Origin of the sequence: Skermanella stibiiresistens SB22, assembly GCF_000576635.1 — a bacterium.
Taxonomy (GTDB): domain Bacteria; phylum Pseudomonadota; class Alphaproteobacteria; order Azospirillales; family Azospirillaceae; genus Skermanella; species Skermanella stibiiresistens.
Window position 1 is genome coordinate 12,164 of sequence record NZ_AVFL01000026.1, and the last position, 21,924, is coordinate 34,087.

Sequence of the window (21,924 nt, forward strand, 5' to 3'; positions counted from 1 at the left end):
CCATCACGCCGCCCGCTTCGGCGAGGCCGGCGCCGTGTTGCCCGGAGCGAGGTCGACCACGGTCAGGACCGTCCGGATGCGCTGCTTGGTGCCGTCCTGGAACGCTATCGTGGTGTCCACGTCGATGCTGGAGCGGTCGGAGTAGAGGGCGTCGATGATCGTCCCGTACTTCTCCGCGACCACGCCGCGGCGGACCTTGCGCGTCCGCGTCAATTCGCCGTCGTCGGCGTCCAGTTCCTTGTAGAGCAGGAGGAATTTTCGGATGCGCTGCGCTTCCGGCAGCGTTTTGTTGACCGTCTCCACTTCGCGCTTGAGTAGCTCGTAGACCTCCGGCCGGCTCGCCAGATCGGTGTAGGTCGTGAAGGAGATGCGGTTCTTCTCGGCGAACTTCGAGACGATGGGAAAGCGGATGCAGATCATCGCCGCCAAGTGTTCGCGCTGATCCCCCAGGATCACCGCTTCGGCGACATAGGGGCTGAACTTCAACTTGTTCTCGATGTATTGCGGCGAGAAGCGGTCGCCTCGGCTGGTGGTCGCGATGTCCTTGATGCGGTCGATCACCACCAGATGCCCGCGCTTGTCGAAGTATCCGGCGTCGCCGGTCCGCATCCAGCCGTCGGTCAGGTCGGCGGATCCGGCTGCCTCGCCTCCGAAATATCCGACGAACATGTTGGGATGGCGGGTGACGATCTCGCCGACGCCGTTATGGTCGGGGTTGTCGATCCGGACTTCGACCCCCGCGTCGAACGGCTTGCCGACGGTGTCGAAATCGACCTCGTCCGCCGTGTGGATGGTATAGGCGCCGAGCGTCTCGGTCTGCCCATAGAGCTGCCGCAGCGGCACGCCCATCGCCATGAAGAAGCGGAAGGTGTCGGGTCCCAACGCGGCGCCGCCGGTCGCCGCCGACCGCAGCCGGGAAAAGCCCAGACGGTCCCTCAGCGCCCGGAACAGCAGCAGGTCGGCCAGCCACGACCGCTTGCCCTTGTCCAGAGCCTCCAGCCCCAGCCTCATCCCCAATTCATAAAGCCGCCGCTTGAGCGGCGAGGCGTCCATGATCCGGGCGCGGACGTCGGCGGCGATCTGCTCCCAGACGCGCGGCGCGAACAGCACGAAGGTCGGCCCGATCTCGCGGAAGTCGTTCATCATCGTCTCGGGTTCCTCGACGAAGTTGACCGTCATCCGGCTCAGCAGCGCCTTTCCCAACACATAGACCTGTTCCATGATCCACGGCAGCGGCAGCACCGAGACATACTCGTCGCGCGGCCCCTTGGCGTCGACGCGGAGATAGCTGGCGCAGTGCCGGATGACGCGGCCAGCCGGCAGCATCGCCAGCTTCGGGTTGGCGGTGGTGCCCGAGGTGGTGCAGAGCACGGCGACATCCTCGCCGCGTCCCGACGCCACCAGCTCGTCCCACAGCGCCGGGAACTCCAGCGCCATCGCGTCGCCGTGGTGGATCAGCTCGGTCACCGAGATCAGCCGGGGGTCGTCGTGTTTCCGCATCCCGCGCGGGTCACTGTAGACGATCAGCCGGACGGAGGCGACGCGCTCACCCAGCCCCAGCAGCTTGTCGACCTGCTCCTCGTCCTCCGCGAACACGGCCTTGGCGTTGGCGTGGTTGATGAGATAGGCCACCTCGTCGTCCAGCGCGTCGCGGTACATGCCCAGGCTCATGGCGCCCAGCGCGTGGGCCGCGATCTCGCCGCAGACCCAGTCCGGCCGGTTGTCGCCGATCAGCCCGACGACGTCGCCGCGCCCGATACCGTAGCGGCGAAGCCCCAACGCGAAGGCCTTGACGCGCGCCAGATACCCAGACCAGGTCAGGCTATGCCAGATGCCCAGGTCCTTGACCCGCAGCGCCACCTCGTCCGGGTGGTTCCGCGCGTTGAGCGCCAGCAGCTTGGGGAACGTGTCGAAGCGCGACAGGTCGGGCGATTGGTTGGAAGTTCCGTCGACGATGCCGGCCGCCATCACGCCACCTTGCCTGTCTTGGCCTCGACGGCGGCCGCCTCGTCATCCTCGTCCATCACGACGTCATCGGCCTCGCCCAGATAGGCGCGCCGGACATGCGCGTTGGCCAGGACCTCCTCCGGGTCGCCCTCGGCGATCTTCTTGCCGAAATCCAGCACCATGATCCGGTGCGAGATGTCCATGACCACGCCCATGTCGTGCTCGATCATCACGACGGTCATGCCGTATTCCTCGTTGAGGTCGACGATGTAGCGGGCCATGTCCTCCTTCTCCTCGAGGTTCATGCCCGCCATCGGCTCGTCCAGCAGGATCAGGTCCGGCTTCAGCGCCATGGCGCGCGCCAGTTCGACGCGTTTCCGCAAGCCATAGGAGAGGGTGCCGGCGATCGACTTCCGGACGTGCTGGATGTCGAGGAAGTCTATGATCTCCTCGATCTCGCGGCGGTGGGCCAGCTCCTCCGTCCGCGCGCCGGTGAACCAGTACAGCGCGCCGCTCAGGAAGTTGTTCCTCATCAGGTGGTGGCGCCCGACCATGATGTTGTCGAGCACGGTCATGTGGCCGAACAGCGCCAAGTTTTGAAAGGTTCGGCCGATGCCGATCTCCGCCCGATGATTGGGCGTCATCCGCGTGACGTCCCGCCCCTTGAACAGGATGCGCCCCTCGGTCGGGCTGTAGCGGCCCGAAACGCAGTTGACCATGGACGTCTTGCCGGCGCCATTCGGACCGATGATCGAGAACAGCTCGCCTTTATCGATGCTGAAGCTCACATCCGTCAACGCGCGCACGCCGCCGAACCTCAGGGATACGTGGCTGGCTTCGAAAATGGGCGTATCGGCTTTCACCGTGCGTCCTCCCCTGAACTTTTATTGTCGGCCATACCATTTTCGCGGTAAGCCCTTGGGCACCAAGGTGCGTCATAAAGTGTTTAAATTCAAGACGAATAGGCCGCAATCAAATTCGCCACACCCGGACGTGGAGTTATGACGCGAGTGCGAAGAGCCAAGCTCCCACAGTCTATGGTGCGCCGCCGCATCGGTTGTCATGCGACGGGTGGAACAACTTGGCCCGGTCTCGCGCCATGCCGCGAAACCTTTGAAAACCATTCGGTTGGTATGACCACTTGCATGATGCGCGTGTTTGCCTACATGCCGATTCTGCGCTACACCACGACGCCATAAGGTTTCGGTCACCTCGCGATCCAAACCTCCGCTGGTTGCAAAGCAATGGAGGAGTCCCCGTGACAACGTTCACCGGTCATGACACGCTCAAGACTCGCCGCACGCTCGACGTGGGCGGCAAGTCGTATGATTACTTCAGCCTCAAGGCGGCCGAACAGGCCGGCCTCGGCGATGTGTCCACGCTGCCGTTCTCGTTGAAGGTCCTGCTGGAAAACCTGCTGCGCTTCGAGGATGGGCGCACGGTCTCGGTGGGCGATGTCAAGGCGCTGGGCCAGTGGCTGAAGGACCGCAAGAGCGACACCGAGATCGCGTACCGTCCCGCCCGCGTCCTGATGCAGGACTTCACCGGCGTTCCCGCCGTGGCCGATCTGGCGGCGATGCGCGAGGCCGTCAAGTCGCTGGGCGGCGAGGTGTCCCGGATCAACCCGCTCTGCGCGGTCGACCTCGTGATCGACCACTCGGTGATGGTTGACGAGTTCGGCACCGGCACCGCCTTCAAGAGGAACGTCGACCTGGAGTTCGAGCGCAACCAGGAACGCTACGCCTTTCTGCGCTGGGGACAGACCGCCTTCAACAACTTCCGCGTCGTGCCGCCCGGCACCGGCATCTGCCATCAGGTCAACGTCGAGTATCTGGCCCAGACCGTTTGGACCGACACCGACCAGGCCACCGGCAAGACGATCGCCTACCCCGACACGCTGGTCGGCACCGACAGCCACACCACCATGGTCAACGGTTTGGCCGTGCTGGGCTGGGGCGTCGGCGGCATCGAGGCGGAGGCGGCCATGCTCGGCCAGCCGATCTCCATGCTGATACCGGAAGTCGTCGGCTTCAAGCTGATCGGCGCGCTGAAGGAAGGCACCACGGCGACCGACCTCGTGCTGACCGTCACCCAGATGCTGCGGAAGCGCGGCGTGGTTGGCAAGTTCGTCGAGTTCTTCGGCCCCGGTCTGGCGGCCCTGCCGCTGGCCGACCGTTCGACCATCGCCAACATGGCCCCGGAATACGGCGCCACCTGCGGCATCTTCCCGATCGACGCCGAGACCATCAAGTTCCTGACCTTCACCGGCCGTGACGCCGAGCGCGTCGCGCTGGTGGAAGCCTACGCCAAGGCCCAGGGCATGTGGGCCGAGCCGGGCTCGCCCGAGCCGGTCTTCACCGACGTGCTGGAACTGGACCTGTCCACGGTCGAGCCCTCGCTCGCCGGCCCGAAGCGCCCGCAGGACAAGGTCCTGCTGTCGGCGATGTCGAGCACCTTCACCAGCGACCTCACCGCCTCGTTCAAGGTTCCGACCGGCGACGAGAGCAAGGAGACCCCAGTCAAGGGCGCCGGCTACAGCCTGAAGCAGGGCGACGTCGTGATCGCCGCGATCACGTCGTGCACCAACACCTCTAACCCCAGCGTGCTGGTGGCGGCCGGCCTCGTCGCCAAGAAGGCGGTCGAGAAGGGCCTGACCTCCAAGCCGTGGGTCAAGACCTCGCTGGCTCCGGGCAGCCAGGTGGTGACCGACTATCTGGCCGCCGCTGGCCTGGACACCTACCTGGACAAGCTGGGCTTCAACCTGGTCGGCTATGGCTGCACCACCTGCATCGGCAACTCCGGCCCGCTGCCGGAGGCGATCTCCGCCGCCGTGGAGGAGGGTGACCTCGTGGTCGCCGCCGTCCTGTCGGGCAACCGGAACTTCGAAGGCCGGGTCAACCCGCACACCCGCGCCAACTACCTCGCGTCGCCGCCGCTCTGCGTCGCCTACGCGCTGGCCGGCAACGTCAAGGTCGATCTGGTCAACGATCCGATCGGCATGGGCAGCGACGGCCAGCCGGTGTTCCTGAAGGACATCTGGCCGAGCAACCAGGAGATCGCCGACACGATCCAGGCGTCCCTGACTCCCGCCATGTTCCGCCAGCGCTACGGCAACGTCTTCGCCGGACCCCCGGAGTGGCAGTCGATCGAGACCGCGACCGGCGACACCTACAAGTGGGTCGACGGCTCGACCTACGTCAAGCTGCCGCCGCTGTTCGAGGACATGAAGCCGGAGCCGGAGGCGGTCTCCGACGTCCATGGCGCCCGCTCGCTGGCGATCCTGGGCGACTCGATCACGACCGACCACATCTCCCCGGCCGGTTCGATCAAGAAGACCAGCCCGGCCGGCGAGTACCTGATGGGCTATCAGGTCCGCCCGGAAGACTTCAACTCCTATGGTGCCCGCCGCGGCAACCATGAGGTCATGATGCGCGGCACCTTCGCCAACATCCGCATCAAGAACGAGATGGTCCCCGGCACCGAGGGCGGCGTCACCAAGCACATCCCGTCGGGCGAGGTGCTGCCGATCTACACCGCCGCCATGCGCTACGCCGACGAGGGCACCCCCCTGGTCATCATCGCCGGCAAGGAGTACGGCACGGGGTCGTCCCGTGACTGGGCCGCCAAGGGCACCCGCCTGCTGGGCGTCAAGGCGGTCCTGGCCGAGAGCTTCGAGCGAATCCACCGCTCCAACCTGATCGGCATGGGCATCCTGGCGCTCCAGTTCAAGGACGGCATGACCCGCCAGTCCCTCAAGCTGGACGGCACGGAAACATTCGACGTCACCGGCGTCGAGTCCGGCCTGACCCCGCGCAAGGACATCGACGTCAGGATCACCCGCGCCGACGGCTCGTCGGAGACGATCAAGGTGATGTTGCGCATCGATACCCTCGACGAGGTCGAGTACTACAAGAACGGCGGCATCCTCCAATACGTGCTTCGCAGCATGATGAAGTCCGCCGCGTGACCCTTCGGCTGAAGCCGAAGCCAGCCTGACCGACCAAGCCCCGCGGTGACGAACCGCGGGGCTTTTTTCGCGTCCGACCCAGTCGAGCCGGGGAACACGGCACACGCGAATTGTCAGGATTGGACAATGGGAGGCACGACCGAGAAATCAGGCGGTGATCGAAGATGCCGCATTGATTCTCCATGAGACGCCCAGCAAAAAACCGGGAGACCAACACACCGCGAACCAGGAGCGACGGTCATGGCCATTCTCGACGGTATGCCGGCGGAGGAGAAGCGCCGCCGCTTCGCCGAAATGATCTCCCAGATGACCGCCGAGCGTTTTCCCGACGCGGAGGACCTTCCCTTCGCCATCGCCGCCGTCGGCGCGCTGTCCGGCAGCCGTTTCTTCGGTGTCCGCTACAAGGCCGAAGCCGCCGGAGCCCGCGCCTGGGTCGCCCGTCCCCATGGCCCCGAGCGCACCGAGGTGTGGGACCTCTCCGCTCCCGACTTCACCTGGAACTACTCCGACACGCTCCCCGGCGGCGCCGCGGCCTTCACTTCCGACGAGGCCGGCATGAAGCGCCTCCACGCGCTGTTCGACGCCAAGGGCACCGCGCTGACGGCGCTTGGCCGCCGCATCCACGCCCTGCTGACCGGAACCGAACCGGACGACGATTGACACCGCTTTATCGTTCCCCATCCTTTGATCGACATGGCATCGAGGTGTCGGCAAGCGGTCAAGGTCGAGGGGAGGAGGGTGAATGGCGGTTCAGCGTGATTTGCCCGGCATCGCGGCGGGCTTGATGATCCTGGCATGGGGATGTTTCGCCCCGGTTGCGGCGGCGCTGGCGGCGAACCCCTCCTTCTCCTGCGCCAAAGCGGCGCCGGGCGGTATCGAAGCGATGATCTGTGGCGATGATGCGTTGTCGAAACTCGACCGCGACTTGGCCGATGCCTATGCCAAAGCCTCCTCGAAGGCGCGGGATCAGCATCCGCCGGTGTTGAAGGTGGAGCAGCGTGGCTGGATCAAGGGGCGTGACGACTGCTGGAAAAGCGACGACAAGCGCCAATGCGTAGCCGACGCCTACCGAACGCGGATCGCCGAGCTGCGAGCGACCTATCGCTTGGTCGTCGGCAACGGACCTGTGGTCTTCAACTGCGATGGCGACCCGGCCAACGAACTGGTCGCCACGTTCTTTGAAACCGACCCACCCACCCTGATCGCGGAGCGCGGCGACAGCGTCTCGCTGATGTATCTTCAGCCATCGGCCTCCGGAGCCCGGTACCAAGGTCGCAACGAGACTTTCTGGGAGCACCACGGTGAAGCCATGGTGACCTGGGGCTACGGCGCCCCCGAGATGCGTTGCGTGAAAGCGGGTTGAATGGGCGGTCGTCATTTTCGATTTGAAGGCAAGAACTGGAGTTCCACGCCGGCTTCCATGGTTCAACTTAGCGGTCATGAAGGCTGATCGCCTGCCGGTGACAGCCAAATCGAACCCACCATCCGGGAGCGACAATGATGACCATGACCTTGGACCCTCCAATGACCGATACCGCCACGGCCACCGTCAACGACCCACGCTGGGCCCGCGTCGTCGCCCGCGACAAGTCCGCCGATGGCGAGTTCTGGTATTCGGTAATGACCACGGGCGTCTACTGCCGCCCATCCTGCCCCTCCCGCGGAGCCAACCCGAGGAACGTCGCGTTCCATGACAGCCTGGAAGCGGCCAAGGCGACCGGCTTCCGGCCCTGCAAGCGGTGCGATCCGGACGGCACCTCGCGGGATGCCGGAAACGCAGAATTGATCGCGAAGGCCTGCCGCCTGATCGAGCGGAGCGAGGACGCGCCGTCGCTGGAAACCCTGGCCGAGGCGGTCGGTCTCAGCGTCAGCCACTTCCACCGGTCGTTCAAGACCCTGACCGGCCTGACACCGAAAGGCTACTCGGCGGCCCATCGGGCGTCCCGCCTCCGCGAGCGCTTGGCGGAGGTTCCCACGGTGACCGAGGCGATTTTTGACGCCGGTTTCAATTCCAGCGGCCGGTTCTACGAGAACTCCGATGGCATCCTTGGCATGAGCCCCACCCGCTATCGCGCCGGCGGAGCCAACGAGGAGATCCGCTTCGCCATCGGCCAGTCCTCGCTTGGAGCCATCCTCGTGGCGTCCAGCGCCAAGGGCGTGGTGGCGATCCTGATCGGCGACGATCCTGGTCGCCTCGCCCGCGATCTCCAGGACCGCTTCCCGAAAGCGCGACTGGTGGGCGGCGACCACGACTACGAGACGCTGGTGGCGTCCGTGGTCGGCCTCGTCGAGGCGCCGGCCCGAGGTCACGACCTGCCGCTCGATATCCGGGGAACCGCCTTCCAGGAGCGCGTCTGGCAGGCGTTGCGCCGCATTCCCGCCGGAACGACGGCTTCCTACGCGGACATCGCGGCCCAACTTGGTCAGCCCAAGGCGGTACGGGCGGTCGCTGGCGCTTGTGCCGCCAACAACATCGCCGTGGCGATCCCCTGTCACCGCGTCGTGCGGAGCGACGGCGCGCTCTCTGGTTATGCCTGGGGCGTCGAGCGCAAGCGGCGGCTGCTCCAGTCGGAGGCCGACGCTTGACCACCGCGCCCGTTGAAGACATCACGGCGCGCATCGCCGCCGTCGACTGGGAAGCGGTCGCCGCCGATCTCGACCAGCAGGGATGGGCGGTGATCCCCGGACTGTTCGCCGGTCCGGAATGCGACGTCATCGCCCGCCTCTACGCCGCGGGTGGCGCCGCTGGCGGCGGAGAGACGTTCCGCAGCCATGTCATCATGGCGCGGCACGGTTTCGGGCAGGGAGAATACTGCTACTTCGCCTATCCCTTGCCGGCCCTGATCCAGGACGCGCGCACCGCGATCTACCCGCGGCTGGCGCCGATCGCCAACCGCTGGAACGAGCGCATGGGCGCCGAGCCGAGGTTCCCCGACAGCCACGCCGAATTCCTCGACCGCTGCCACGCCGCCGGCCAGAAACGGCCGACGCCTCTCCTGCTCCAGTACGGCGCCGGCGATTATAATTGCCTCCACCAGGACCTTTACGGCGAACACGTGTTTCCCTTGCAGGTGGCGGTGCTTCTGTCCCAGCCGAGGGAGGACTTCGACGGCGGCGAGTTCGTGATGACCGAGCAGCGGCCGCGCATGCAGACCCGCCCCATGGTCGTGCCGCTGAACAAGGGCGACGCGGTGGTGTTCGCGGTCAACAGCCGGCCGCACAGGGGCACGCGCGGCGATTATCGCGTCACGCTCCGCCACGGCGTCAGCAAGCTTCGGGAAGGGCGGCGCCATACGCTGGGGATCATCTTCCACGACGCCACTTGAGACGGACATGCCAGGCGACTTCTTCGACGACCAACCCCATGATCAGTCGCTCGCACCCGGCGCGATCATCCTCAGCGGCTTCGCCCGGCCGATCGACAGCGGCCTGCTCACCGCCGTGGCGGAGGTCGCTGAGGCCGCGCCGTTCCGCAACATGACGACTCCCGGTGGTTGGCGGATGTCCGTGGCGATGACCAATTGCGGCGAAGCCGGCTGGGTGACCGACCGGAGCGGCTATCGCTACGACCCGCGCGATCCCGAAACGAAGACACCCTGGCCCGCGATGCCGGCGGTCTTCCGCGATCTGGCGGCGCGGGCGGCCGACCGGGCCGGGTTCCCCGGCTTCCAGCCCGACGCCTGCCTGATCAACCGCTACGCTCCCGGAGCGAAGCTGTCGCTCCACCAGGACAAGGACGAGGCGGATTTCGGCCAGCCGATCGTCTCCGTCTCGCTCGGCCTCCCCGCGACATTCCTCTGGGGCGGCACCACCCGGTCCGAACGCCCCCGTCGCATCCGCCTCACCCATGGCGACATCGCGGTCTGGGGCGGCCCGGCGCGCCTGACCTTCCACGGCGTCGACACGCTCCGCGACGGTGACCACCCCGCGACCGGTCCGTTCCGCTACAATCTGACGTTCAGGCGCGCGCGCTGAAGCGTGCCGAGGCTCGGCATCAAGTGTCGGGAAACCGGAGGCCGGCGCGGTTGGCGATTCGCTGTGCCAGTGCCGCGAACACGTGGTGGGTTTCTTGCGCCGCACGTTGATGGCCGCCAAACGTGCCATCCGCGGGACGCAGATGGAACATCGGTTTATGGGCTTCGCGCGCCATCTCCACGAGAGACTGGTAGTTCTTGATCTGCCCAAGACAGTTCGCGCCATCCGCGAGAGGCCTCCCGCTGGTCACGTGCTCGACGTAGGCCGCCTCGATGGCATCGGCCGTGGACTGGTCATTTGCCGCCGGTCGGTTCCCATACATTGAAATGGGTGACAGCACATAGCCGATGGGACGCGTCTCCCCGCGCGGCATCTCGTTGGCCGGCAATGAAGCCGCGAAGTCATCCGCCATGCCTTTCCATGCCATGCGCCAATCCTTCAAGGCTGGGCCCATGCTTCGCAATCCGAGAACGGAATTGAAATCCGGAATCAACGGAAAGACCACGTCATCCATCGCGGTCAATGCCGCCTGATTGATCGCTCCAAGGTTCGGTGCCAGATCGACCAACGCCACATCCACCTCATAGTGCTGGGCGTGAAGCTGGATCATTCTGTTCATGGCATTCATCCGGTGGAACGCCGATGGATCTGGTGGCTGGGACACGTGGCGGTGCCAAGCGTTCCACAGCAGATTGTCGTATTGAGAAAGACCCAAGTCCCCGGGCAGCAGCACGATGCGTTCCGAGAGGCGTTCACCAATGATCGGCATCGCGTCGTTTCCGTGTTCCTGGACCAGAGGGGCCAGGGCCGACGAAATGGTGGGCGGCGTGGCCTGATGCAGGAGATCCTGGACGCGCTCTTTCCCAAGCGACCAAACGGTCAAGTCCGCCTGCGGGTCCAGGTCAACCATCATCACTCGAAGCCCACGCTCCGCCATCATCCAAGCGAGATGATAGACGAGGGTCGTCTTACCCGTTCTTCCCTGGATACCGAAGAACGCGATTGTCTTCATGGCCGCTGCCGGACGGTGACGTTGACGCCGGTCGCTTGAGCCGAGAACTCGGCCGGTGGGTTGCCGTTCTTCGCCAAGGCCTGCCGGACGATTGCCAGACCGACGCCGAATTTCTCGACATAGCTCAGGTTTTTCAACGCCTCGGCCAGCGTCGGGTTGCGATAGTCGGTGATGCCCGGCGTGCCGAAATTCCCCAGGGTGACTTGGCCGTAGGGGCCGCCGGGGCTCTGGATCTCGATCCGATCGTCGTACCAAGTCAGCCGCACGGGGGCGTTGGACCCCTCATAGGTCCGATGGAGAAGCGCGTTTCGCACGAGTTGCCGCAACGCCGATTCCGGATAGGTTGGCGATGTCTCGCGAACCGGTCCACCGACCACCGCCGGGCGCTCGGTCCACAGTTTCACCAACTCGTCGAGTTGGCGGATCTGATCGGGAACGGTTCCGTCGATGCGTCGCTGATCCCGGATCGGATCGGTCAACTCGGTTCCGCCGATCCGTAGCGCCTGGACAGAGGCACCGGGCAGCCACGCTTGAGGCTCCTTGCCCACGACCAGCAAGGCCGTGGCCGTCGGCCGCCCCTGGGGATCGATCAATCGCAAGGCGCGAAGTTGCTCCTCCCGCGTTAGGCCATTCTCCGCCAAAACGTCCGGGGCCACCGCCGACGGCAGATACTCCAGAACGAAGCGGACAAGGTCCAGATCATCCAGTGCGGCACCACCCACTCCCTTGGCATCGAAAGGCAACGTGCTCCACCGCCGCTTTTCCACCAGGCGCCGCTCCTCGTCGGCCGTGGCGACACGGGTGCTGCGCCCAACGCGCACATAGGTGCGGCCATCCATTCGGACCGGAGGATTATCGTGGGGAGCGACCGCGATGGCGATCAACTCGCAGCCGGAGATAGTCCGAACCTCGACATTGATGATCGGGAACGGCAGGATTGTCCCATCGCCGCGAAGGTTGGTGAGTTGTTCGACGAGCTTATCATCGAGTTTCAGATCACCACAGCTCTTGTCTTCGGCCTGACCCACGAAGAGCAACCCAGGTCGACCGGTTCCCGAGAGATCGTTGGCGAGCGCGCAAATGGCCTTGCGGAGCGCATCCAGATCGGACGCGCTCCTCTTGCGTTCGAGACGGTCTCCCTCGTCCTCCTGGAATCGGTTCTCCACCTCCTCGAAGTCGATCACCGGCGTGTCCTCTCCCGCGTTACGAGGATGATGATTAACCCGGTGGCCCCTCTTTGCCAGAACCTTGCGCCGCCCACCGAGAAGCTGGACAGGGCTTCGCCCTGTTCGATCGATGCTCTTCTCGGGGCGACCATCCGCTCTCCTCGCCCGGCGGCTCCGAAGGCCGCTGAAGCGTTGAGGCGGAAAGCTCGTCGCCTCTAAACGGCTTATGGCTGAAGCTGACCCATCGTGGAACTAATTGCCCCATACCTTCCGCCAAGCGGAGAATTCCGATGGCCTGACACGGTAGCGAGCAAAATTTCCCTCGTGGAGGCTGAGGATTTCTCGTTCCGAAATCTCGCGAAATTGCTCCTGATCCGCTGGGCTGATGTTCGCTTTGGTCCACTCGGCGATATAGTCGACAGCGATCTTTCTGCCCATCTTGCCACGCATGATTTCAGCCATGACGTGACGCAGGTTATCCCGATGCTTCATTCGGAATGGGTCTGGCTCTCCAAGAGACTGTCGCATCGCGGCATAGTGCAGAGCGGAACGCTCGTATGCCCATATGAAAACTTCTTTCAGCAAATCGACTTCGTTGAGTTCGTAGATGCTCAGCATGGCATCGGTATAGTCGGATTTCGGTACATCCGTGAAGGCCAACGGACAAAGGTTTTTCTTGATGAACGGGATGTTGGCGCCCAGCCTGGACACTCTCTTATTCACATCATCGAACGGCTGTAGATACGGCAACTGGATCATCGCGAACAATGACTGCTCGAATGGATCGTCGATGGCTGATGCCGTCGCCAGGATTTGGTCGAAGCATTCCTCGACGATTTGTGGCGCCGCCAGGGGGTGAAAAACAGATCCGTCTATGCCAACGGAAATGCGCCTTAGCCGCCCGACCGCCGCTTCATCTGGAAGAAGGTTGTTCGCGAGCATTCCATGAAGATTCAGGACTGTGTGCCGATTGAAGCCAATCAATTCCGCCTCGTTCACGAGAAATTCGATCGCATCCTTATGGTTCAGGATCATCTGGGCTTCGAGACGATTCCTTCCTTCGGGCTCATCGCCAAACTCGATCAGGCGTCTTGTGTCCAGCAGCGAGTAGGTGTTGCCCTCGAGACGACTGGAATTCCACGATAGATCGATCAGAAGACGGCTCATGATTTGTTTCGCGTAGGTGCCCGCTGGCTGATCCGCGATATCGGGTCGGCCAATCCCGGCAAGATGCCGTCTTTCCGTTTCGGTTAGGTAATAAGTGACGTTGGGTCGGTACTTCTCCAGGAAGTCACGCTTGTAACCCACTGGAGTCCTGGCCGCGATTGGCGCGAGAACGCGGTTGCGGATGCCTGCAGCATGCGGGGAGATCGGGATACTGAACTCGCCGGCACTCGGGGTGAGCGTCTTGGTGAGACTGGGTGAGGTTGATCTCTCGGGTTGGACGCCGTCCGCCGATGGCAGCCTATATCTTGCCCAGCGCCGATCTCCCTCTTTCAAGATACGGCCAGTGTCCGTCAGTTGCTTGAGACGATACTGGAGCGTGCGCATCGGCGGCGCTTTGGAATGAAGGGCGGCGATCTGCTGTACCGTAGCTCCGTCAGGATGGCCGCGCAGGATGTCTTCGATCTCCGCTCGCCCTGCTTCGGAAGCTGTCTTTGGCATGGGAGCCTCTCTACGCAACGGTGTTGTCGCACTCGAACCCTATGCGCAAAGAAATATATTCCATACGCCAAATTTGGCTCTATGCGCAATAAAAACAGACTGTATGCGCAAATGCGGTCACCCATGCGCAAGTCCTTTCACACGTCATCAGCCACGGGAATTCGAACTGGATTGAAAGCGCCCAGTGGCACCGGTCCGCGCCGTCCAGGGCAGCCATGCGGCTGAGGCCAATTGGTAATTTCGTCCGCGCCGTCTATAACAGCCGCATGCCTTCCAATCCCCGCCCCGGTTTCCCAGCCCCAGGTCTCGCCACCCCAGGTTTCGCAGCCATGACGCTGCTGCTCACCGCGATCACGGCGCTGGGCACGTTGACCATGTCCATGTACGCGCCGTCGATGCCCAACATCGCGAGGGCGCTCTCCACCACGCCGGGCATGGTGCAATTGACCTGGAGCGTCTACCTGATCGGCTTCGCGATCGGGCAGTTGGTCTACGGACCGCTCTCCGACCGTTTCGGCCGGCGCCGGGTGCTGATCGCCGGGTTGGTCGTCTTCATCGCCGGATCGGTCGGCTGCGGTCTCGCCAACGACATCGAAAGCCTGATCGGCGCGCGGCTGGTCCAGGCGCTGGGCGCCGCCGTCGGGCCGGTCCTGGGCCGCGCCATGGTGCGCGACATCCACACGCGCGAACAGGCGGCGCGGGTGCTCTCGTTCATCGGCATGGCGCTGGCGGTGGCCCCAGCGGTGGCGCCGGTGCTGGGCGGCTATCTCCAGGTCTGGTTCGACTGGCACGCGATCTTCGCCGTGCTCGGCGGCTTCGGGCTGACGCTGCTGGTGGTGGTCGCATGGCGCCTGCCCGAGACGAACGCCGCCCCCGACCACGACGCGTTGCGCCCGTCCCGGATCCTCGCCAATTACGGTCAGCTGTTCCGGAATCCCGGCTATGTCGGCTACATGGCGATCGGCTCGGTGGCGCTGGGCGGCTTGTTCACCTTCCACGCGGCGGCGCCCTTCGTCTTCATCGGCCTGATCGGACTGACGCCGGAGCAATACGGCTGGACAAGCGGCGTCACCGTCCTGGGATATCTGATCGGCGGCATCTTCGCCAACCGGCTGGTCGAGCGGCTGGGGCTCGACCGCATGATCCTGATCAGCACAACCCTGCTGTTCGGCGGGGCGGTGCTGATGCTGGCTTTCAGCCTCAACCACATCGTCACCATCGCCAGCGTGATCGGTCCGATGGCGCTGTGGACCATGGGCATGGGTATCGCCTTGCCCAACTCCATGGCGGGAGCGCTCAGCCCGTTTCCCCACATCGCCGGAGCGGCGTCCGCCTTGATGGGGTTCATGCAGATGGCGGTCGGGACCGTCGGCAGCGTCATCGTCGCCAATACCGGGGACGGCAGCATGGTGACGCCCGCCGCCATGCTGCTGATCCTCGCCCTGGCCGGGACGACGCTCTACTGGCGGCTAGTCTGGTGCCGGCGTGGCGTGGTGATGCCATGATCAGGACCAAGGTCGCCGCCGCGGCTCCCGCCACCCGCGCCCGTCCCCTGGTGGTCACCGGCCTGCCGGCCGCGGCGCTGGAGATCCGCGAGAGCGCCCGGGCGACCCGCCTGACGCTGCGCGTCGATCCCGGTCGCGACGTGATCCAGGTCGTGGTGCCCTTGGGTGTCAGCGAGACCGAGGCCGCGCGCTTCGTCACCCGTCACGCCGAATGGGTTCGGGGCCGTCTGGCCGCCATGCCGCCGCGCCGGCCCTTCATCGAGGGGGCCGTGGTGCCGGTGCTCGGCGTCGATCACGTGATCCGCCACGCCGCCGGCTATCGGGGTGCTACGCACAGGGCTTCGGGCGAGATCCGGGTCGGCGGCGAGGCCGAGTTCGTCGCCCGCCGGGTCCGCGACTTCCTGATCCAGGAGGCGCGGACGGAACTTGCCATGCGGTCCCGCGCCAAGGCGGCGACGATCGGCAAGCGGGTCGCCGCGGTCAGCGTGCGCGACACACGCAGCCGCTGGGGCAGCTGCGCCTCGTCCGGACGGCTGTCGTTCTCCTGGCGGCTGATCCTGACGCCCGAAGCCGTGTTCGACTATGTCGTGGCCCACGAGGTCGCCCATCTGGTGGAGATGAACCATGGTGGCCGTTTCTGGGCGCTGGTCGCCACCCTGACGCCGCGGGTCGAGGCGCCGCGCGCCTGGCTCAAGGCCAATGGCGCCAGCCTGCTGCGTTTCGGCTGACGCCGCTCCGTCAAAAGTTCAAGGATTCCGGTGAGAAAACCCACCATGCCCCGATCCGATAGCCGTGTGATCGCCGTCCTATTGACCGCGCTGGTCGCCTTCGGGCCGTTGTCCACCGACATCTACCTGCCGTCGCTGCCGACGCTGGTCCGCGTGTTCGACAGCGACATCGCGACCGTCCAGCTGACGCTCAGCGTCTATCTCGTCGGCTTCGCCGTGTCCCAGCTGGTCTATGGGCCGCTGTCCGACCGCTTCGGCCGCCGGCCCATCCTGCTGGTCGGCATCGCGATCTTCGCGGTCGCCAGCGCCGCCTGCGCGATGGCGGGAACGATCGAACAGTTGATCGTGGCGCGCTTCTTCCAGGCCCTGGGGTCGTGCTGCGGTCCCGTGCTGGGCCGTGCCGTCGTCCGCGACGTCCATGGCCGGGAGCGGGCGGCGCAGGTGCTGGCCTACATGGCGATGGCAATGGCGCTGGCTCCGGCGATCGGTCCCGCGATCGGCGGCTACCTGACCGTGCTGTTCGGCTGGCGCGTCACCTTCCTGTTCCTGACCTGCTTCGGCGTCGTGATCCTGGCCGCCGTCTGGCTGATGCTGGCGGAGACCAACCGCCAGCGTGACGCCCTGGCGCTGATGCCCCGGCGGCTCGTCTCCAACTACGCGTCGCTCCTGCGCAGCCGTGCCTTCACCGGCTACACCCTGTGCCTCGCCGCGATCTACAGCGCCATGTTCGCCTTCCTCTCCGGCTCGGCCTTCGTGCTGATCGACCAGTTCGGGCTGACGCCGGAGCGCTACGGCATGGCGTTCGGCGTCATCGTCGTGGGTTATATGATCGGCACCTTCGCCGCCGGAAAGCTGACCCGCAAACTGGGGATCGACCGCCTGATCGGCGTCGGCTCGACGCTGGCGGGCCTGTGCGGCGTCGCCGGGCTGGCGCTGGCCATCGCCAGGGTCGATCACACCGCCGCGATCCTGGCGCCGATGTTCGGCCTGATGATCGGGGCCGGCCTGCTGATGCCCAACGCCCAGGCCGGCGGCTTGGGACCCTTCGCGACCATGGCCGGGGCGGCGTCGGCGATGATGGGCTTCATCCAGATGGGCTTCGCCGCCGCGGCCGGCATCCTGGTCGGCCATCTCCAGGGTGGCACCCAGATCCCGATGATGGCGGTGGTCTGCGCCGGCGCCCTGGCCGCCGCCGCGTCCCATCGCCTGCTGATCGCGCGGCGGACCACTCCGACCGCTTGATCCGACACGGTGGCGTTCCACCCGTCCGATTGGCTACACTGCCGCCCGCCGAACCCCACAGCTATGGAAGACGACGTCATGAGGAAAACCTTGGCCGCCGGCCTGTTCGCCCTCGCCCTGTCCGTTCCGGTGATGGCGGCGCCGGCCGGCGCGCAGACATTGCTGTTCCAGGCGCAGCCGATCATCAAGGCGGCGGTCGAGAACAACTACGACACCATGCGCTCCCTGCTGGTCAAGGGCACCAGCGCCAACACCTCCGACGGCAACGGCAAGACACCCCTGATGTACGCGGCCGCCGCGGCCAACCCCGACATCGTCCAACTGCTGCTGGAGAACAAGGGCAACCCCAACCAGGTCGACCGGAACGGCAATGGTCCGCTGTTCTGGGCCGCCGGACAGGGTGACGCCACGGTGATCGAACTCCTGGTCAAGGGCGGCGCCAAGATCGACATGGAGAACCGGCAGGGCGCCACCGCGCTGATGGAGGCCGCGCGCAGCGGCAAGCTGGAGGCGGTGCAGAAGCTGATCGCCTTGGGTTCCAAGGTGGACAGGCTCGACTATACCGGCCGGAGCGCGCTGGATTGGGCGCTGGAAGGCCGCAGCCAGCGCATCATCGCGGCGCTCAAGCAGGCCGGCGGCTGACGGACTTCGCCGACGACATCCAGCGGAAGACCCGACCCCATGCCGTTCCCGTGGCCCGGCGGCGCCGACCCGCTGCTCCTGCTGCCCCTGGCGCTGGCCCTCGCGGCGCTGGTCGGCGACTTGCCGGTGCTGAACCGGGTGCTCGATTTGCCGCGCAGGCTGGTGCTCCGGGCCGCCGCCTGGTTCGATCGTCGGCTCAACCGCTTCAACCGCGGCGCCACCGTCCGGATGGTCCGGGGAACGATCGTCACCCTGCTGTTCGCCACGCTGGCGCTGGTCGCGGGGTTCGTCCTGACGCTGGCTCTCCCCCCATCGGGGCAGGGCAAGCTGGTGGAACTGCTGATCGTCGTCGGCGCGCTAGCGGTGCGCCGGCCGTGGAACCAGCTTCGCGCCACACTGCGGGCGCTGGAGGGGACCGGTCTCGCCGCCGGACGCGAGGCGGTCGCCGGCTTGACCGAGCGTCAGGCCGACACCCTGGACGAGCACGGCGTCGTCCGCGCCGCGATCGAGGGAGCCGCCCGAGCGCTCGACCGCCATGTCGTGGCGCCCGCCTTCTGGTACGCGCTGGCGGGTCCGCCGGGCATCCTGCTGTGGATCGTGGCGGAAGCGCTGGACCGCGCCATCGGCGACCGGGGTCCCCGGCATGACCGGTTCGGACTGGCGGCGGCCCGGCTCCTCGCGGTGCTCGGCTGGGTGCCCTCGCGCTTGACCGGCGTGCTGATCGTGTTGGCCACGCCGTTCGTACCCCGGACCCAGACGGTGGAGGCGATCCGTACCCTCGCCACGGCGGGACCACCGGCGGAGGCGGCCATGGCGGGCGCGCTCGGCCTGTCGCTGGGCGGTCCCCGGCGCGAGGGCGCCGTGATCATCCGGGCACCCTGGATCGGCGAGGGACGGGCCCGCGCGGTTCCCGCCGACATCAAGCCTGCCCTGGTGATCCATCCCGTCGTCTGCCTGATGCTGGCGGGCTTGGCGGCGGCCGGCGCCATCGGCCTCCGATACCTCTGAGATCCCACATTCAATAGCCGTCTGGCTGGGTCGGAGGCAGGTTGACGCCCATGATCCGCCAGACCGGCCGCTCTCCCGCCACGGGGATGTGGTCGATCCGGGTCACCGACAGCGGGTCGATCTGGAAAGCCAGCGCCGCCGCCGGATCGATGCCGAGCGCCACCGCCAGCGCCGCCCGGATCGAGCCGCCGTGGCAGACCGCCACGATGCCCCGGCCGGCGAACTCCGCCGACCGACGCCCCAGCGTCTCGGCGACCCTGTTCACCACATCGGCGAAACTCTCGCCGCCGGGAGGCCGCGCCGTCGCCGGTGTTCGCCAGAACTCCGCCACGCGACCATCGCCGGACGCCGCCAGCGCGTCATGGCTGAAGCCTTGCCAATCACCGAAATGCTGCTCCAGCAAGCCCGGCTCGACCAAGGGAGTGGGCGAGGCGCCACCGATCGCCTCCAAGGTCAGGCGGGTGCGTGACAGCGGTGTCACCATCCGGATGGCGGCTTCCGGCAGCGAGCCGGCCAGTGCCGTCAGCACCCGCGCGTCCACCCGGTCCACCGCGATCTCGGCCTGTCCGTACAGCAGCTTGTCCGGGTTGATCACCGGCGCGTGGCGCACAAGCCACCAGCGGGTCACGTCGGTCATCGCATCGTCACCAGAAGCAACAGGATCGCGATCTCCACCACCTGCTGGCAGGCGCCCAGCACGTCGCCGGTATGCCCACCGATCTGTCCGCGCGCCAGCTCGGCCATCGCCAGCGCCGCGATGATCGCCGCCGCGAGGACAGGCAGTGCCGCGGCACCCAGCGCCAAGCCGCCCAGGCAAGCTCCAAGCGCCAGCGCCAGGACGATTCGCGGACCCGGCGGCCGGCCCAAGCCCGCCGCCAAGCCATCGGTTCGCGCGGGATCGAGATAGCCGTAGACGGCGGGCACCACGGCGCGGGACAGCGCGCCGGCCGCCGTCAGCGCCAGCGTCACCACCAGCGGGTCGGCCAGGGCCACCAGCGCCGACCAGCGCGATCCGACGGAGAACATCAGCGCCAGCACGCCATAGCTTCCCAGCCGGCTGTCGCGCATGATGGCGAGCTTGGCCATTTTGTCGCGCCCCCCACCGAAACCGTCGGCCACGTCGGCCAAGCCGTCCTCGTGCAGGGCTCCGGTCACCGCGATCTGGACAGCCAGGGCCACCAGCGCCGCCGCCATCGGGGTCAATCCCAACGTCAGGGTTCCGGCGTAAACACCACCCGCCGCCAGCCCGATCAAGGCTCCGACTAGCGGATACCAGCCCAGCGCGCGGCCATGCAGGTCCGCCGGCATCGGCCCGTCGAAACGAACCGGCAGCCGGGTCAGGAAAATAGTCGCCGCCGCGATCTCGTCACGGAGCCGCGCCGACGCCATATCTGGGGAGTTGTTGGCCATCAGTCCCCGTATAGGGCAGGGCAGGTCCGTTCGGAAGGTTTTTGACCGGCTCCGGCTTTCCTGCCAAGGTGCGCGCCTTATCGCCAAGCGACCAATTCCGCACAACCGAGACCATATTATGTCAAGCCCGCCATCCACTCAACAACCCGCCCAGCAGCCCGGCGTCACCTTCGACGAGATCCGCGCCCTGATGCGCGACCTGCCCGGTCCGGACCTGGAGTCCGGCACGGCGGCCGTGGCCCGGCAGAACCAGCTGACCAAGCCGCGCGGCTCGCTCGGCCGCCTGGAGGAACTGGCGCAGTGGATGGCGACGTGGCAGGGCAAGCACCCGCCGGAACTGCGCCGCCCGCGCGTCAGCGTCTTCGCCGGCAACCACGGCATCGCTGCGCGCGGCGTCTCGGCCTATCCCTCCGAGGTCACGGCCCAGATGGTCCAGAACTTCATCGACGGCGGCGGAGCGGTCAACCAGCTGGCCGAGGCCGCCGACGCCGACCTCCGCGTCTACGAGCTCGACCTCGATCATCCGACCCGCGACTTCACCACCGGCCCCGCCATGTCGGAGGAGGGCTGCGCCCGCTCCATGGCATACGGCATGATGGCGGTGGAGCAGGGACTTCACTTGATCTGCCTGGGTGAGATGGGCATCGCCAACACCACGTCGGCCGCCGCCCTGTGCGCGGCGCTGTTCGGCGGCGATCCGGCCGATTGGGTGGGCCCCGGGACCGGGGTCGACGCCAGCGGCATCGCGATCAAGGTGGAAACGGTGGCGGCGGGCCTCGCGGCCAATCCGACAGCCTCCACCGATCCGCTGGAGGCGTTGCGGTGCCTGGGCGGCTATGAACTGGCCGCCATCGCCGGCGCCATCGCGGCGGCCCGCATGGCGCGGACGCCCGTGGTGCTCGACGGTTACGCCTGCACGGCGGCCGCCGCCGTGCTGTGGCGGATGGACAGCCGCGCGCTCGACCACTGCGTCATCGCGCACCGCTCGGCCGAGCCCGGCCACGCCCGCCTGATCGAGAAGCTGGGCATGCGGCCGCTGTTCGACTTCGGCATGCGGCTGGGCGAGGGTTCCGGCGCCGCCTTGGCGATCCCGATCCTCAAGGCGGCGGTCGAATGCCACACCGGCATGGCGACCTTCGACGAGGCCGGGGTCAGCGGGCAGGCGGCATCGCCCACTCCCGGCCAGCTCCATTGATCGGGTTGAGACCGACCGCGCTCTCCGCGGCCCTATGGGTGGCACTGGGAATCGGCCCGGCCGCCGCCGCGGAGCTGAGGGTGACGGTCCGCGGGCTCGAGTCCGTCGCGGGCGACGTCAAGGTCGGTCTCTACGCGACGCCGGAAGCCTTCGACAAGCGGGAGCGGACCTTCGGGGAACTGGTGCCGGCCAAGGTTGGGGAGGTCGTGGTCGTCTTCCGCGACCTCCCCCCCGGGCGCTATGGGGTGGCGGCGATCCACGACCTCAACGGCAACGGCAAGCTGGACACCAACCTGTTGGGATTTCCGACCGAGCCCTATGGGTTCGGCAACGACGCGAAGATCAACTTCGCGCCGCCCGCCTTCGACGACATGGCCGTGACCGTCGGCACCGGCCTCACCGAGACCAAGGTCGACCTGCATAAGTAGTGGGCACAAGTAGGGGCACAGGTGGCGGGTGGGT

General features: G+C 66.4%; 20 protein-coding genes. 13 read left to right on the forward strand and 7 right to left on the reverse strand.

From position 1 onward, the window contains the following. Positions 1–3: 3 nt before the first annotated feature. Both N825_RS26785 and N825_RS26790 read right to left on the reverse strand, forming a co-directional pair. Entirely contained in the window at positions 4–1,968 is a 1,965-nt protein-coding gene (locus tag N825_RS26785; protein WP_037458820.1) for a long-chain fatty acid--CoA ligase, read from the reverse strand. Next, on the reverse strand, positions 1,968–2,810 hold the full coding sequence (locus tag N825_RS26790; RefSeq protein ID WP_198038911.1) for an ABC transporter ATP-binding protein: 843 nt from the start codon (positions 2,808–2,810) through the stop codon (positions 1,968–1,970). The genes N825_RS26785 and N825_RS26790 overlap by 1 nt, the downstream gene beginning before the upstream one ends. A 395-nt stretch (positions 2,811–3,205) precedes the next feature. Here N825_RS26790 and acnA point away from each other — a divergent pair, with 395 nt between their 5' ends. From acnA to alkB, 6 genes are all read left to right on the forward strand, one after another. Next, complete coding sequence (gene acnA, locus N825_RS26795; RefSeq protein ID WP_037458822.1) at positions 3,206–5,914, forward strand: aconitate hydratase AcnA; 2,709 nt, start codon at positions 3,206–3,208, stop codon at positions 5,912–5,914. A 240-nt stretch (positions 5,915–6,154) separates the two neighbouring features. After that, positions 6,155–6,574, forward strand: a complete 420-nt coding sequence (locus N825_RS39180) for a hypothetical protein (RefSeq protein WP_157619562.1) — start codon at positions 6,155–6,157, stop codon at positions 6,572–6,574. 82 nt (positions 6,575–6,656) lie between these two features. Beyond that, a complete protein-coding gene (locus tag N825_RS39185) occupies positions 6,657–7,277 on the forward strand; it encodes an MliC family protein (protein ID WP_037458824.1) in 621 nt (206 codons plus the stop codon). A gap of 161 nt (positions 7,278–7,438) precedes the next feature. Then, entirely contained in the window at positions 7,439–8,500 is a 1,062-nt protein-coding gene (ada, locus tag N825_RS26810) for a bifunctional DNA-binding transcriptional regulator/O6-methylguanine-DNA methyltransferase Ada (RefSeq protein ID WP_037458931.1), read from the forward strand. After that, complete coding sequence (locus tag N825_RS26815; RefSeq protein ID WP_037458826.1) at positions 8,497–9,240, forward strand: 2OG-Fe(II) oxygenase; 744 nt, start codon at positions 8,497–8,499, stop codon at positions 9,238–9,240. Before ada ends, N825_RS26815 begins: the two co-directional genes overlap by 4 nt. A gap of 7 nt (positions 9,241–9,247) precedes the next feature. Then, the gene (alkB, locus tag N825_RS26820; protein ID WP_037458827.1) at positions 9,248–9,889 is read left to right on the forward strand and encodes a DNA oxidative demethylase AlkB; all 642 of its coding nucleotides are present in this window, start codon (positions 9,248–9,250) and stop codon (positions 9,887–9,889) included. A gap of 19 nt (positions 9,890–9,908) precedes the next feature. Here alkB and N825_RS26825 read toward each other — a convergent pair whose 3' ends face one another. From N825_RS26825 to N825_RS26835, 3 genes are all read right to left on the reverse strand, one after another. Further along, the gene (locus N825_RS26825) at positions 9,909–10,901 is read right to left on the reverse strand and encodes a ParA family protein (RefSeq protein WP_037458829.1); all 993 of its coding nucleotides are present in this window, start codon (positions 10,899–10,901) and stop codon (positions 9,909–9,911) included. Continuing rightward, entirely contained in the window at positions 10,898–12,085 is a 1,188-nt protein-coding gene (locus N825_RS26830) for an ATP-binding protein (protein WP_051513212.1), read from the reverse strand. The genes N825_RS26825 and N825_RS26830 overlap by 4 nt, the downstream gene beginning before the upstream one ends. A gap of 234 nt (positions 12,086–12,319) precedes the next feature. Continuing rightward, positions 12,320–13,732 (reverse strand): Fic family protein, encoded by a 1,413-nt coding sequence (locus tag N825_RS26835; protein ID WP_037458831.1) that lies wholly within the window; start codon positions 13,730–13,732, stop codon positions 12,320–12,322. 329 nt (positions 13,733–14,061) lie between these two features. Between N825_RS26835 and N825_RS26840 the strand changes: the two genes are divergently transcribed. From N825_RS26840 to N825_RS26860, 5 genes are all read left to right on the forward strand, one after another. After that, complete coding sequence (locus N825_RS26840) at positions 14,062–15,237, forward strand: multidrug effflux MFS transporter (protein WP_037458833.1); 1,176 nt, start codon at positions 14,062–14,064, stop codon at positions 15,235–15,237. Beyond that, on the forward strand, positions 15,234–15,965 hold the full coding sequence (locus N825_RS26845; RefSeq protein WP_051513214.1) for a M48 family metallopeptidase: 732 nt from the start codon (positions 15,234–15,236) through the stop codon (positions 15,963–15,965). The genes N825_RS26840 and N825_RS26845 overlap by 4 nt, the downstream gene beginning before the upstream one ends. 45 nt (positions 15,966–16,010) lie before the next feature. Further along, positions 16,011–17,207: a multidrug effflux MFS transporter gene (locus N825_RS26850; RefSeq protein WP_037458835.1), complete on the forward strand. Its 1,197-nt coding sequence runs from the start codon at positions 16,011–16,013 to the stop codon at positions 17,205–17,207. A gap of 78 nt (positions 17,208–17,285) precedes the next feature. Then, positions 17,286–17,849, forward strand: coding sequence for an ankyrin repeat domain-containing protein (locus tag N825_RS26855; RefSeq protein ID WP_037458935.1), 564 nt, complete (start codon positions 17,286–17,288; stop codon positions 17,847–17,849). A gap of 39 nt (positions 17,850–17,888) precedes the next feature. Then, positions 17,889–18,857 (forward strand): cobalamin biosynthesis protein CobD/CbiB, encoded by a 969-nt coding sequence (locus tag N825_RS26860; protein WP_037458836.1) that lies wholly within the window; start codon positions 17,889–17,891, stop codon positions 18,855–18,857. Positions 18,858–18,867: 10 nt separating this feature from the next. Here N825_RS26860 and N825_RS26865 read toward each other — a convergent pair whose 3' ends face one another. Together N825_RS26865 and cobS are read right to left on the reverse strand one after the other, a co-directional pair. Then, positions 18,868–19,494 (reverse strand): histidine phosphatase family protein, encoded by a 627-nt coding sequence (locus N825_RS26865; RefSeq protein WP_037458837.1) that lies wholly within the window; start codon positions 19,492–19,494, stop codon positions 18,868–18,870. Beyond that, the gene (gene cobS / locus N825_RS26870; RefSeq protein WP_084165094.1) at positions 19,491–20,267 is read right to left on the reverse strand and encodes an adenosylcobinamide-GDP ribazoletransferase; all 777 of its coding nucleotides are present in this window, start codon (positions 20,265–20,267) and stop codon (positions 19,491–19,493) included. The genes N825_RS26865 and cobS overlap by 4 nt, the downstream gene beginning before the upstream one ends. A gap of 118 nt (positions 20,268–20,385) precedes the next feature. Here cobS and cobT point away from each other — a divergent pair, with 118 nt between their 5' ends. Further along, positions 20,386–21,462 carry a nicotinate-nucleotide--dimethylbenzimidazole phosphoribosyltransferase gene (gene cobT / locus N825_RS26875; RefSeq protein WP_037458839.1) on the forward strand — a complete coding sequence of 359 codons (1,077 nt, stop codon included), beginning with the start codon at positions 20,386–20,388 and terminating at the stop codon, positions 21,460–21,462. Between the two features lie 38 nt (positions 21,463–21,500). Continuing rightward, positions 21,501–21,890, forward strand: coding sequence for a DUF2141 domain-containing protein (locus N825_RS26880; protein ID WP_198038912.1), 390 nt, complete (start codon positions 21,501–21,503; stop codon positions 21,888–21,890). The last annotated feature ends 34 nt before the right edge of the window (positions 21,891–21,924 follow it).